Source organism: Micromonospora sp. NPDC050200 (assembly GCF_040656135.1).
Classification (GTDB): Bacteria; Actinomycetota; Actinomycetes; order Mycobacteriales; family Micromonosporaceae; genus Micromonospora.
In genome coordinates this window covers 1-13,848 of the sequence record NZ_JBFALG010000008.1, presented here as the reverse complement: position 1 = coordinate 13,848, position 13,848 = coordinate 1, and the positions used below count along the sequence as shown (strand labels likewise).

The window sequence follows — 13,848 nt, the reverse complement described above, 5'->3', positions numbered from 1 at the left end:
GGTACGGGTGCTGTCGGGGTCCTGCCATACGGGTAAGATCAAGTTGGCGGCAGCCCCATCCGTCGTCGAGCTGCCTGGTCTCGTGCGGGATGCCGGCCGCGCGATTCCGCCCTGTAACCTCTGCTTATGTTGCTCCCTGACCGCCGAGACGGCGGTCAGCGCTGTCCACGGACGGAGCGAATGAATACCAGCGGGACTGATGCGGGTAGCCGCTCGGCGATCGCGTTGCCCGGCATGATCGGACGCGAACGCGAACTTGCCGCCCTGAGAGCGGCGCTGTCGGATCCGCCGGTGATTGTGCTGGTCGAGGGCGAAGCCGGGATCGGCAAGAGCCGGTTGGTCCAGGAGCTGCTCGCGACGCGTACCCCGGCCCGGCGGGTGCTGCTGGCGACCTGCCCGGCGTTCCGGCAGCCGTTCACGTTCGGCCCGGTGGTGGACGCGATCCGAACGGCGACCGAGGATGTCGTCGGGCTTGGCCTGAGCGGGTTGGCGGGGGAACTCCGGCCGCTGTTCCCCGAGTGGGCGTCGGCGCTGCCGCCGGCGCCCGAGCCGGCCGAAGACGCAGCAGCGGCACGACACCGGCTGTTTCGGGCCCTCGAGGAGATCCTCGAAGGGCTCGACATCGGGTTGCTCGTGGTCGAGGACGTGCATTGGGCAGATGAGGCCACCCTGGAGTTTCTGCTGTTCCTGGCATCACGCCCGCGGCAACTGGTCAGCTCGCTCGTGACCTACCGTCCGGAGGAAATCGCGCCGGCCTCTCTGCTGCTGCGGTTGTCGTCCCGGCAACCTGCGGGAACGGCGCGGCTGCGGCTGTCGCTGGAGCCGTTGGACGTTCCCGGGACTGCCAAGATGGTGTCCTCGATGCTCGGCGGGGAACGGGTCTCCGACGAATTCGCGACCTTCCTGCACGACCGGACCGACGGGCTTCCGCTCGCCATCGAGGAGTCCGTGCGGCTGATGTGGAACCGCGGCGATCTGATCCGGCGGGGCAACTCCTGGGTGCGGCATCGGCTGAGTGAGATCGACGTACCGCCGACGGTGCGCGACGCCGTACTGGAACGCAGCGCGCGGCTCGGCCCGGCGGCGCAGGCGGCGCTGCGTGCGGCCGCCGTACTCACTGACCCCGCCGCCGAGGACACCGTCCTCGAGGTGATGGCGCCGGCCGGCGAGCCGGCGAGCCGGCTGGCCGGCCTGGCGGAGGCCGTGGGTTCCGGGCTGCTGAGGGAGGACCCGGGTGGGCTGGTCTCGTTCCGGCACATGCTGGCATGTCGCGCGGTGTATGACGCGATTCCGATGCCGGAGCGGCGGGCGATGCACCTGCGCGCCGCACACATCCTCGAAGGCGTCACCCCGCCACCGGTCGCCCAGCTGGCGCGCCATTTCCGAGAGGCCGGCGACACCACGGCGTGGTTCCAGTACGCGGAACAGTCGGCTGACCTCGCCATCGCCTCGGGCGACGGTGCGACGGCCGTCGTCCTGCTGCACGATCTGCTCACCAACGCCGAGCTGCGGCCCGCCGACGTGGTCCGGCTCACCGACAAGTTTCCGTTCGGCCTGCTCAGCGGGCGCGAACGCTACCGCGAACTGATGGACGCCCTCCGCCTGGTGTTGGACACCGGTGAGCCGACGCCGAGCGAGGCGGCGGAGATCCGCTTCCAGCGCGCCCGGCTGCTGACGCAGATGGAGGCGTTCGAGCAGGGCCGGACTGAGATGGAACGGGCGCTGCCCGATCTCGGACACGACCCGGCGAAGGCAGCCCGCGCGATGATGTTCCTCGGCCTGTCGTACGGGACAACGACGCCGGCGGCCGAACTCCTCAGGTGGCTGCGGCGGGTGGCGCAGGTTCCGGCTTCGTCGATGGCGCCGGCGGATCGGCTGAGCGTCCGGGCCGGACGGGCGAGCGGACTCCTGGTGCTCGGTGAGGAGGAGGGGTGGGCGGAGGCGGCGTTGATCGGCGACGACGCGCCCACCACCGCCGAGCGGCTGAACGTCAGTGCCGGCCAGCTCAACGTCGGGCACATGGCGCTGATCTGGGGGCGGTACGCGGAGGCGAGGCGGGTGCTCATGCTGGCCATCGGGCTGGCCGAGAAGTATCAGTACCCCAAGGATCATGGGATTGGGCGGGCAACACTGACCCAGCTGGACTGGCTCACCGGTGCCTGGGCCGGCCTGGCCGACCGGGCCGGATCGCTGGCTGGTGACGAGGAGCTGCTGCAGCCGGTGAGCCGCCTGGCCCCGGCCATGGTCACCGGATTGCTGCATGCGGCCCGCGGCGACCAGGACAGCGCGGACGAGTGCCTGCGGACCGTCCTTGAGCAGGCGGACCGGCAGGGCGGGGCGGAATACTCCGTCGAGCCAGCTGGTGCCCTGGCCAAGCTCCGGCTGGGCGTCGGACGGATCGACGACGTGCTGCAGTTGACTGACGGGCCGATCCGGTTCATCGCCGGCAAGGGCACCTGGATCTGGGCCACCGAGCTCGCCCCGGTCCGGGTCGAGGCGCTGCTCATGGCCGGTCGCGTCGGCGACGCCGCCGACCTGGCCGACGCTTTCACGGCGGGTGTGGGCGATCGCCGCGCACCTGCCCCGCACGCCGCCCTGGCGACCTGCCGGGCGATCCTGGCCCAGTACCGAAGCGATCCCCTCAGCGCCGCCGCCCTGTTCGCCCGCGCGGCCGAGGCGTGGCAGAGTCTCCCGCGGCCGTACGACGCCCTGCTCAGCCGCGAGCGACAGGCCGCCTGCCTGCTGCGCGCGGACCGGTCGGACGCCGCACTCCCCGTCCTCGCGGAGACCTTCGAGGGACTGTCCGCCCTCGGTGCTCGTGCCGACGCCGTACGCGTCATGCACACCCTGCGTGCACACGGTGTCGAAGTGAAGCGCCCGTCGTGGCGGGGTGGACGGCGCAGCTACGGCGATCAGTTGTCTCCGCGGGAGCTCGACGTGGTCCGGCTGCTCGTCGAGGGCCGGACCAACCGGGAGATCGCTGGCGTCCTCTTCCTGTCACCGAAGACGGTCGCACGGCACGTGGAAGCAGCGATGCGCAAGCTCGATGTCTCGTCCCGGACGGCGCTGGCCGTTCGGGTCGTGGAAACCGGCGTCGTCGCCGAGGGCCCAGCCGGCGACGACCGCTAGGCGGGTGCGTGGCGGCAAAGTTGGGTCATCTGCCCAGTCGTCCGGTAACCGGTGCGGGAACAACACTCGACTGTCATGGAAACCCCACCAGTCCAGCGGTCGGACGAGCCGGACCAGCAGCCTGAGCAGCCCCGGCCGTCCGCGCCGTCCACGGAGCCGCAACAGCCCACGGCCGGTGCCAGCAGCGTGCCCCCGCACGACGACGGCTACGAAGCCGTGTGAGTTCCGATTCGCACCAGGGCAGCCCAACCAGCACACCCATCGCAGTCACCCGACGCGGCGACCAATCTCCTCGACGGTGTCCGCGCGCCCTCGTTCCCCCTCAGAGAAAGGTCACTGCCGTATGCGACAGTCAGACGCGGCTGGGACAACGAGCTTCCCAGCCCACCCGACCATCCCCACACTTCATCGCTCATCGTCTCGTCCCACTCGGGCACTCGTGGCGCTGCTCGCCGCGGTCAGTGTTTCTGGGGCGCTCAGCATTGCTAGCGTCGCCGCCGCGGGCGCGCCAGCCGCGCAGGCGGCCCAGCCGCAGCAGAACGGCCCGGTCGTCGCCACACACACGGTCACCCTCGTCACCGGCGAGGTCGTGACGCTGGAGCGCCACGCCAACGGCTTGCAGGCGGCGACGGTCGAGCCCGCGCCGGACGGCACTCCGGCGGCGTTCTCCGCCATGAAGGTGGGCGACGAGGTCTACGTCATCCCGGACAAGGCACAGCCGTACCTTGCCGCGAACGAGCTCGACCGCGAGCTGTTCAACGTCACCAAGCTGGTCGAGTACGGCTACGACGACGCGCACCGCCCCGCCGTGCCGCTGATGGCGACCTTCTCGGGCGCACCGGGCAAGGCGGGCAAGGCCCTCAAGCAGGCCGCGCCGGCCGGTTCGGTGAAGGCCGACGAGCTGCCCAGCGCCAACGCGGTGGCGCTGCGCGCGAGCAAGAAGAAGGCGGCGACGTTCTGGGAGGCGGTCGACGACGACAGCGCCGCCGCGACGACCGCGCCGAAGCTAGCTGCCGGCATCAAGAAGCTCTGGCTGGACCGGCCGGTGAAGGTGACGCTGGATCAGAGTGTGCCGCAGATCGGCGCGCCGGAGGCGTGGGCGGACGGCTATGACGGCACCGGCACCAAGGTGGCCGTCCTCGACACCGGTATCGACCCCAACCACCCTGATGTGGCGGGGCGGGTGAAGCAGACGCAGAACTTCACCGACGACCCCGACGCGGTCGACCACCACGGTCACGGCACGCATGTCGCCTCGACCATCGCCGGCTCGGGTGCAGCATCGGGCGGCAAGTACAAGGGTGTGGCGCCGGGCGCCGACCTGTACGTCGGCAAGGTCCTCAACAACGCCGGTGAAGGCCCCCAGTCGGGGGTCATCGCCGGCATGGAGTGGGCGGTGGCCGAGGGTGCGGACGTCGTCAGCATGAGCCTGGGTTCGGAGGCCCCCAGTGACGGCACCGACCCGCTCAGCGAGGCCGTCAACCAGCTCACCGCGTCCTCCGGCGCGCTGTTCGTCATCGCGGCCGGCAACACGGGCCCGGGCAAGTCGACCGTGGGCGCGCCGGGTGCCGCCGACGCCGCGCTGACCGTCGGCGCGGTGTCCAAGCAGGACCAGCTCGCGAACTTCTCCAGCCGCGGCCCGCTCAAGGACACCTTCGCCGTCAAGCCGGAGATCACCGCACCGGGCGTGGGCATCGTCGCCGCGCGCGCCGCCGGCACCTCGATGGGTACCGCGGTCGACGCCAACTACACCGCGGCCAACGGCACCTCGATGGCCACCCCGCATGTGGCCGGCGCGGCGGCGATCCTGGCCCAGCGCCATCCGGACTGGACCGCTGACCGGCTCAAGCAGGTGCTGGTCGGCACCGCCAAGCAGGGCTCGTACACCGCCTACCAGCAGGGCAGCGGCCGGGTCGACGTGCCCAAGGCCATCGACGTCACGGTCTACTCCAGCCCCGCCGTCGTCAGCATGGGCAAGTCGACGGCCGAGAGCGCGCCGGTCACCAAGACGATCACCTACGTCAACACCTCCGCGGCGGACACCACACTGTCGCTCGGCCTGGCCTCTTCCGGGGAGACCGGGCCCGCACCGGACGGCACGTTCACGCTCAGCGCCACCAGCGTGACGGTCCCGGCGAACTCCACCGCGAGCGTGACGGTGACCTACCACCCCGAGCTCGGCGCCCTGGGTGACTACACCGGTGTCATCACCGCCACCGCGACCGACGGCACCGCGTTCCACACGACCGTCGGCGCGACGAAGGGCGTGCCCACCGTCGACCTCACCGTCAACACGATCGACCGGCACGGAAACCCGGCGACCGGCGAGCTTGCGGTGTTCAACCTGGACACGGGGGCTCTCCAGCAGGTCTTCCCCCAGGGCGGAACCAAGACTGTCGCGGTGCCGCTGGGACGCTACTCCGTCATGGGTGTCGTACACACGAGGGACGAGGCCTCGTCCCTGGTCACGGACTACACCCTCGCCGGCGAGCCCGTCGTGGAACTGACGGCGGACCGGACGGTCACGCTGGATGCCCGGCTGGGTAAGGAGGTCAAGGTCGCCACGCCCAAGGAGTCCGAGCAGAGCCAGTTCAAACTCGGGTATCGCCAGCAGCTCCCCGGCAAGCTGGGGATCGACTTCATGAAGGGCGCGTCGAGCCCGCTCTGGGACCACGCCTATGTGGTGCCCACCGAGCCGGTGGAGCTCGGCACGTTCGAGTTCCACTTCCAGCAGCGCAGGTTCTCGCCGGTGATCCGGGCGTCCTATGCCGGGCAGGAACGCGCGCTCCCGCTTGAGCCAGTGGTGTATGCGGCCCGGCTGTACGGCCCCAGCACGCTCCAGGCGGTCGACGCCGGCATGGCACGGCCGGAGGACCTGGCCGGCAAGGACCTCAATGGCAAGCTCGCGGTCGTCACCCGCGAGAGCACCCCGTTCAGCTACACGAAGTCTGCCGAACTGATCGCCGCAGTGGCCGATGCCGGCGCGAAGGCAGTGATCCTCGTCAACGACCGGCCCGGCCCCTTCGCCACCACCGTGCCGCGCAAAACCGGCACTGCCATTCCGGCCTGGTCCCTCACCCAGGACGAGGGCGCGGTGCTCTTCGGCCGGATGGCCGACGGTCCCACGTGGCTCAACCTGAAGGGCATCACAGGCGTCCCCCAGGTGTACAACATCGTGACGATGGTTCCCGGCAGGATTCCGGCCGACCCCGTCGACGCGGTCACCGCGGAGAACTCGACCGTGGTGAAGTCGCACTACCGCAGCACCAAGGGCACCGTGATCGGCGACGCCGCCTTGGCGTTCCGCCCGAACGATTCCCTCGTCTCCGCCGTCCTGGACTCCTTCGTCGCGCCGGTGGACCGGGAGGAGTGGTACTCCACCGGCAGCAAGTGGCCGATGATGAACCAGATTCGGTGGGCGCACAGCGTCTACCCGGACCGCACCGACATCTCCCGCGGTATGAGGAAGGGACTCCGCACCTACCAGCCGGGCGAGCAGCACGAGGAGACCTGGCTGGGCGCGGCAAACGGCCCGGCCGGACCGGAGGCCAGCCAGGCGGTCCGTGAGGGTGACAACATCACCCTCACGGTGCCGGAGATGAGTGACAGCGAACCGGGGCACTACAGCTTCTTCGAACACAACGCCGACAAGCGGACGGCGCGGATATACCAGGACGGGAAGCTCATCAAGGAGGCGCCGCGACTCTTGTGGACCACGCTGCCGGTCAGCCCTGACCCGGCGACCTACCGCGTCACCCTGGACACGGAGCACCCGGCGTGGTTCCCGCTGTCCACCAAGACCAGCACCGCGTGGACGTTCAAGTCCGCCCGGCCGGCGAGCGGCAAGGAGAACCTCGCGCTGCTCTGGCCGAAGTACGGCTTCGACCTGGATGCGGAGAACACCGCCGTCGGTGGCGCCATCGACGACTTCAACCTGGCGTTCGCGCTCCAGACCGGCGCCACCCCGGACATCGACGGGGTCAAGGTGGAGGCGTCCACCGACGACGGTGCCACCTGGAGCCCCGCGACGGTGAAGACCAGGGCCGACGGTCACTACACGGTGTCCGTCCGCAACCCGGCATCGGGCTACGTGTCCCTGCGCGTCAAGGCACAGGACGCCAACGGCAGCCAGATCGAGCAGACCCTGATCAGGGCCTACGCCGTGCGCTGACCCTCGCGGCAAACCCTGATCTCCTGGCCGCACCCCTGGGACAAGGCACATTCTTGTGCCAGGGGTGCGCCCCTCCGCCGACGGGATCTCCCTGAAGGTGGACTCCGAAAGCGGCGATCCGGCGAAAGTGTGACGGCGGCAGCTCTCGTAACGGCACACGCGGGGTGACAAGTGCTCACGAGAATGGACCTGGCCGATATTCAGGTGCCTCGTGTGGCTGCGGTTGGTCTGAGCCGGTATTTGCGGGTGAGTGGCCGATGCCGCCTAGGCAGTATCGGCCGGCTCTTTCCGGTCCACGAATGCTCTCTGGTTTGATCACCGGGGAGCTCACGGTACATTTTGCCGTGCTATGCCCGTCGCGCCTGATCAGCATTATCAAGGCGGGGTGGCGTACCCCCGCCGGTTGTCTGGCCGATTGGGGTGGCGGGTTTGCGTCATGGAGCAAATCCGCCACTGTCAATCGGTTGCCTCGGTCCGCGCCGAGCCCGAGTATCTGCAGGATGCGGCAAGAATTTCCTGTGTCGCCACGAGTAGGAGGCGCTCATGCATTCCCCACGCCATGTTCACGGCGTACCCGAAAGAACGGCATCTCAGGAGGCCGGGCGATGAGGCGTTTCGGGCGACGGTGGGCCACCGCGGTCGCCGGCATCACCGTCCTCGGGATGGTCATGTCGACCACCTCGGCGAATGCCGCCAGCCCACCCCCCGCCCCGTCTGCCCCTACCGCCCTCAACCTGAACCTGCCCGCGTCGGTCCGCGACAACGTTCTCCGGGCTGCCGCCGGAACTCAGGCAAGCCTGCCGCTGACGCTGGTGACCGGCGACAAGGTGCAGATCGGGGTCACCGCCGACGGGCAGCCGGTCGTCCGCGAGATCGAACCCGCGACCCGGCCCGGGCACGAGTCGGTTCTCTTCCACACCATCACCAGGAGCGGCCAGCTCTACGTCGTACCGGACGACGTGTTGTCGCTGCTCCGTGCCGACCTGCTGGACTGGGAGCTCTTCAACCTCGCCAAGCTGGCCGCTTGGGCGGCCGAGGGTACGACCGGTGAGGTCCCGGCGATCGCCGAGTACACCGCGAAGACCAACGCCCGGACGGCGCCGACCGCCGCCGGTACCACCGCCAAGGCCGTCCTGACGAGCGTCAACGGCCGCTCGATGAGGATCAAGGGCGATGGCCGGTGGTGGCGAGAGGTACGGGAGAAGAACGCCGGCAAGTCCGCCTCCGCCGCCCGGGCCGCCGGCCCGCTGGCCGGAGTGGAAAAGGTGTGGCTGAATGAGCTGACGACGATCGAGCTCGACAAGTCCGTACCGCAGATCGGCGCGCCCGCCGCCTGGAGCCGCGGCTATGACGGTTCGAACGTGAAGGTTGCGGTGCTGGACAGCGGCATCGATGCCACCCACCCCGATCTCGCCGGCCGGATCGCCGAGGCGGTTGACTTCACCAACAGCCCGAAGGGTCCGGTGGACGAACACGGACACGGTACCCATGTGGCTTCCACGATCGCCGGCACCGGACAGGCCTCCGACGGGCTGCGTCGCGGTGTGGCGCCTGGTGCGAAGCTGCTCATCGGCAGGGTCTGCGACCACGAAGGCAGGTGCGCTGGCGACGCCGTCATCGCCGGCATGGAGTGGGCCGCCCAGTCCGGTGCCGAGGTGGTGAACATGAGCCTCGGCGGCCCGCCCTCCGACGGAACGGACGCGCTGAGCAAGTCGGTCAACCAGCTCAGCCGTGCCTACGGCACCCTGTTCGTCATCGCCGCGGGCAACAACGGCCCGACCGCCAAGACGGTCGGGTCGCCGGGTGCCGCCGACGAGGCGCTGACGGTCGCGGCCGTGGACAAGAGCGACCAGATGGCCCCCTTCTCCAGCCGCGGGCCTCGGGTCGGGGACGGCGGGGCCAAGCCGGACATCGCGGCTCCGGGCGTCGCCATCGTCGCCGCCCGCGCCAAGGGCACCGCGATGGGTAAGACCGTGGACGACTACTACACGACCGCCAGTGGCACTTCCATGGCCACCCCCCACATGGCCGGCGCCGCGGCGATCATCGCCCAGCAGCACCCGGACTTCACCGGGCGGCAGATCAAGGCGCTGCTGATGGCCACCGCCAAGGACCTCGGGCACGACCTGTACGCGCAGGGCGCCGGCCGGGTGGACGTGGCCCGTGCGATCGATCCGAAGATCATCCCGGACGGGAACCTGAACTTCGGCCGATCTGAATACCCGCACTCGTCGGCGTCCAGGACGGTCACCTACACCAACTGGACCGACGAGCCGATCACGCTCACGCTTTCCGCCTCGACCTCCTCCTCGGGCAAGCCCGCGCCGGCGGGGCTGTTCACGATCAGCGCCAACCAGGTGACTGTGCCCGCCAAGGGGTCGGCCGACGTGACGGTGACCCTGGACGGCCAGGTGGTGGACGCTGCCGGGCAGTACGGCGGATACACAGGCGCCCTGACCGCCAAGGACAGCACGGGGACGACGCTGGGAACGTCGCGGATCTCGGCGTTCCTGGAGCCGATCCGTCACGACCTGACCATCAAGGTCATTCCTCCGGCCGGCGCCACCGACATCCGGTACGGCAACGCGCTGATCGTCCCGATCAACGAGGACAAGCTGAACCTTTACGAGGACGCGGAGGTGGCACCGGGCGGCGAGACGATCAAGGCCAGGGTCTTCGCCGGCACTGTCGCGGCGGCCCTCGCGATGACGTGGCGGGACGCGGCCGGTGAGCTGCACCGGGCCGCACCGATGGCATCGCAGGTGCAGGTCACCGGGGCGACCACGGTGGAGCTGGACTTGCGGAAGGCCAAGCCGATCAGGGTGAACGCCACGGAGCCGACGGAGACATACCGCGCGGCCTTCCAAATCAAGCGGACCTCTGTGGACAGCAATTGGGGGCTTACCGCACAGCTGGGCACCAACTACGGTCCCGGTGAACCGAACTGGTGGGCACTGCCGACCAGCGAGGTGAGCCTCGGCACGCTCGCCTTCAACAGCCAACATGTCCTGGTACCGCCGTCAGTAACGATGAAGGTAACGGGCAACGGTGACTCCTTCGACCTGGACGCCCGCTACGCGACGCCGGACACCTCCATCCACGGCGGGACCCAGCAATGGAAGGAAAACGGGAGGGCCGTGAACCGCTTCGTGCGGTTGACGATCCCCCGACTGCCCACCAACGGGCAGAAGCCCGTGGTCTACGCGGGCACCGGCTCGGCCGAGGAACTCGCCAAGATCGACGCGACGGGTGCGCTGGTGCTGGTGCGGCCGACCGACATCTGCAAGACGACCTGCAACTTCACCGCACTCCGTGAGCGAGTGGCAGCGGCTGCCGCAGCGGGTGCGGTCGGGGTGCTGGTGACCGGCGCGACCGATCGGGTCACCCTGGAGTCGTACGGGACCCGGCTCTACAACTGCGAGAACGGTCCGGACAGCTGCCCGCCGGTCGAGCCGTACGCAGCGTTGCCGATCGTGACCATACCCCCGGCCGAGGCCGCCACGCTGATCCGGCGGATCGGGGGCGGGGCGAGGTCCGGCGTCCAGGTCGAACTCGGCGGCAACAGCGAGGTGTCGAAAAGCTACGCGCTGGCGTTCAACACCAGCGGTCGGATCCCCGCCAGCCTGCCGCACCAGGTCCTGCCCGAGGAGCTCGACCGTGTCGACCACCGTATCCACGCTGACCGGCCCGGGGTGACTACCTACTTCGGCTGGAGCCGGACCACCGACGCCGGCCCGGTTGCAGTGGAGATGGACCTGCCCAAGCCGGCCAGCCAACGGCAGCTCACCACGTGGGTCACGCGGGACGACAACGCGATCGACACATTTGAGCTGGCCACCAGGCATTACATCGCGCCGTCCGTGGCGACTGCATCGGGCCCGGGCGAAGCTCAGGACCTGGCGCTCGACAGGAAGAACACGATCGACTGGAACTCGGGTCCGTCCCTGCCCGGCGCGGTGCCCCAGGTCCGCACCAAGTCGGGCTTCACCACCAGCACCGGCCTGCCGTGCGCCGGCTGCCGGGAGGCCGACCGTTTCTGGCCAACCATGTACCTGACCGGCAGCGGAGGCGGCCGCCAGGCCGTGATCGGCATGGTCAATGAAACGATCTTGTTCCCGCTCCTCTTTGGGATGCAAACCTGTACCACCTGCGACGTCAGCCTCTCCAACCAGGCCGGCGACGAACTCGAGCAACGGCTCGTCCCGCTCGAGTTCGCCTTCCAGCTCGGCGAGCCCGGCAACGCGCCGGACCTGGTGTCGGGGAGCAAGCAGTGATGACCGAAGCGAGGAAGGAGACCGGTCCGATGAACGCGACCGCGCCATCGAGGTGGCGCCGGACAGTGAACCTGGCGGCGCTGACAGCCGTAGGGGTGCTTGCGGTGGCGGGTTGCGGTAGTGCTGACGTCATCACGTATGACCTGCCTGCGGAATCAGCCCGCTACTCGTTCGAGGCGGAAACCAACGGGGTCAAGACCGTGTGGGAGTACATGTCCGACCGGCCGACCAAGCCTGACGCGCCGACGTCGCAGCCGTGCATCGCGGACATCATCGTCAAGGATCCAGGTTCGTGCCGTCCGGAGCCGTTGATCTTCCTGCGGTACGACCTGGGCCTGGAACTGGACAACACCGCCAAGGCCGACGGCCTCCACCTCATCACCGTCACCGGCTACTACCAGGAGCGGCTCAGCACGCCACCGACCGTGACCGAGCTGCGGGTCGAGGCCAGCTTCGACGGCGGCAAGACCTGGCAGCCGGCAATCACCCAGGCCGGCGGGCAGAACACGTTCACCGCGCAGATCAAGCACCCGAAGCGTGACGAGGCTCCCGGAGGAGTCGGACTGCGGATCACCGCGACCGACAGTGCGGGGGACACCGTCAAGCAGACGATTCCCAAGGCGTACCAACTGCGCTGAGGTGAACCGATTAAACGGTGAGCCAACCCGGAGGGGCCACGGCCGGGGCGAGACTGGGGGTCTCGCCCCGGCCGTCTCTCGCGTTCTCGGTGAAGTCCTCGCCGAACGCGGGCAGCGCCGATTCGCCCTTGGCAAGATCGAGCACGCGGAGCTCCTTCCATGGCGCAAACGTGCCAGGCCGAGGTACCGACAGACAGGCGGAGGAGCATCGTGCTGTCAGACGTGTTGGGACTGACCCCCGAAGAGGCGGAGATCTACCGCACGCTGATCTCGGTAGCCTCCGCCACCCCCGCCGAACTCGCCGAGTCCGTCGGCTGCGACGCCCGCCAGTTGGTGCGTACCCTCGGCATGCTCGAAGGCCGGGGGCTCGCCGCGCGCAGCCTCGGCGATACCGCCCGGTTCGTGGCCTCCCCACCGGCGGCGGCGCTGCGGGCGCTCCTGCTGCAGCGACAGAACGAGCTCAAGCTGGCGGAACTCGAACTCGAGTCCCTCGACGAAATTTACCGCGCGGCCACCCTCGGGCGCGGCGTCGCGGACGTCGTCGACGTGATCCACGGCGCCGAGGTTGTCCGCGAGCGCGTCGGACAAATGCAACTCGGCGCCCGGGAAGAGGTCATGAACTTCGCCAAGGTGCCAGTCATTTCGGCCGGTAACCTGACCGACGGTGCGGTCATCGCGCGCGGCGTTCGTTACCGGGTGATACTCGAACGCGCGATGCTCGACGAGGGAGCCACGTCGTTCGACGAGATCGTCCAGGCGCGGGCCACCGGAGAGGAGGTCCGAATCGCTGAGACGCTGCCACTGAAACTCTTCATCGTGGACCGCGAGTTCGCCATTGTTCCACTCCTCGGTTCGGCCAATGCCGCAAAGACGGGAGCCCTGCTCGTGCACGAGAGCAGCCTGCTCGATGCGCTGATAGCGCTGTTCGAGTCCGAATGGGGGAGAGCGACGCAGTTCGTCACCTCCGCAGGTGCCGTGCAAAATGCATCCGCCATAGAGGATCTGGATGCACAGATCCTCAGCCTGTCGCTGACCGGCCTCACCGACCAAGCGATCGCCGCCCAGCTACGCACCTCCCTGCGGACGGTGCAGCGCCGGGTCCGGCACCTGATGGATATCGCGAAGGTGCAGACTCGCATGCAGCTGGGCTTCCAAGTGGCACGGCTGGGCTGGCTCGAAGCCGAGCGAGACGGCAACCAGACCGCATGAGGCCGTGGGCGATGGGACGCGACGCGCGAGCAGACCGTCTCCTTTGGCCCTCGACTACGACCTGCGGCGCATCCCCCAGCTTGCATGCTCCCCGGCGGGCGCGCAATTGGCTGGCCGGTGCTCGCCGGCCACCGTAAACTCCTCGCAGGTGAGGAAATGGTCGTTATTGCGACCAACGAGATATCCGGTCAGCGCGACGACCGTGACGGTAGCTGCGGCGCCGACCTTCAGCCGCTGGCCGGGTAGCGCGAAGTACCGAGGCGCGAGCAGTCGCGCGATCACCCAAAAGATCACGGGAAGCGTCAGCACGTTCGCAGTAAGCAAAACATCCGCGGCTAGTACGGCAGCCCGGGTTCGTTATGTAGATGACCGGCGATGAGTTCAGCCTGGGCTGGTCGGCGTGTCTGCGGGCATGCAGACGGCCGCC

Annotated in this window: 7 protein-coding genes; 5 read left to right on the top strand and 2 right to left on the bottom strand. The window is 69.1% G+C overall.

Annotated features, from left to right (window positions below; translation table 11 throughout):
- Positions 1 to 234 precede the first annotated feature (234 nt).
- The 4 genes from AB0I41_RS07825 to AB0I41_RS07810 all read left to right on the top strand — a co-directional run bounded on the left by AB0I41_RS07825 (position 235) and on the right by AB0I41_RS07810 (position 12,212).
- The gene (locus tag AB0I41_RS07825) at positions 235 to 3,129 is read left to right on the top strand and encodes an AAA family ATPase (protein WP_357103194.1); all 2,895 of its coding nucleotides are present in this window, start codon (positions 235 to 237) and stop codon (positions 3,127 to 3,129) included.
- Positions 3,130 to 3,568: 439 nt separating this feature from the next.
- Positions 3,569 to 7,300 (top strand): S8 family serine peptidase, encoded by a 3,732-nt coding sequence (locus tag AB0I41_RS07820; RefSeq protein WP_357103191.1) that lies wholly within the window; start codon positions 3,569 to 3,571, stop codon positions 7,298 to 7,300.
- A 605-nt stretch (positions 7,301 to 7,905) separates the two neighbouring features.
- Positions 7,906 to 11,574: a S8 family serine peptidase gene (locus AB0I41_RS07815; RefSeq protein WP_357103188.1), complete on the top strand. Its 3,669-nt coding sequence runs from the start codon at positions 7,906 to 7,908 to the stop codon at positions 11,572 to 11,574.
- Positions 11,574 to 12,212 carry a hypothetical protein gene (locus AB0I41_RS07810; protein WP_357103184.1) on the top strand — a complete coding sequence of 213 codons (639 nt, stop codon included), beginning with the start codon at positions 11,574 to 11,576 and terminating at the stop codon, positions 12,210 to 12,212. The genes AB0I41_RS07815 and AB0I41_RS07810 overlap by 1 nt, the downstream gene beginning before the upstream one ends.
- Before the next feature lie 10 nt (positions 12,213 to 12,222).
- On the opposite strand, the gene AB0I41_RS07805 is transcribed toward AB0I41_RS07810, so the two are convergent.
- On the bottom strand, positions 12,223 to 12,357 hold the full coding sequence (locus AB0I41_RS07805) for a hypothetical protein (protein ID WP_357103181.1): 135 nt from the start codon (positions 12,355 to 12,357) through the stop codon (positions 12,223 to 12,225).
- Between the two features lie 65 nt (positions 12,358 to 12,422).
- Between AB0I41_RS07805 and AB0I41_RS07800 the strand changes: the two genes are divergently transcribed.
- A complete protein-coding gene (locus AB0I41_RS07800; RefSeq protein ID WP_357103178.1) occupies positions 12,423 to 13,421 on the top strand; it encodes a helix-turn-helix domain-containing protein in 999 nt (332 codons plus the stop codon).
- A 54-nt stretch (positions 13,422 to 13,475) separates the two neighbouring features.
- Here the strand turns inward: AB0I41_RS07800 and AB0I41_RS07795 are convergent, their stop codons facing one another.
- Positions 13,476 to 13,730: a hypothetical protein gene (locus AB0I41_RS07795; protein ID WP_357103176.1), complete on the bottom strand. Its 255-nt coding sequence runs from the start codon at positions 13,728 to 13,730 to the stop codon at positions 13,476 to 13,478.
- Positions 13,731 to 13,848: the final 118 nt, after the last annotated feature.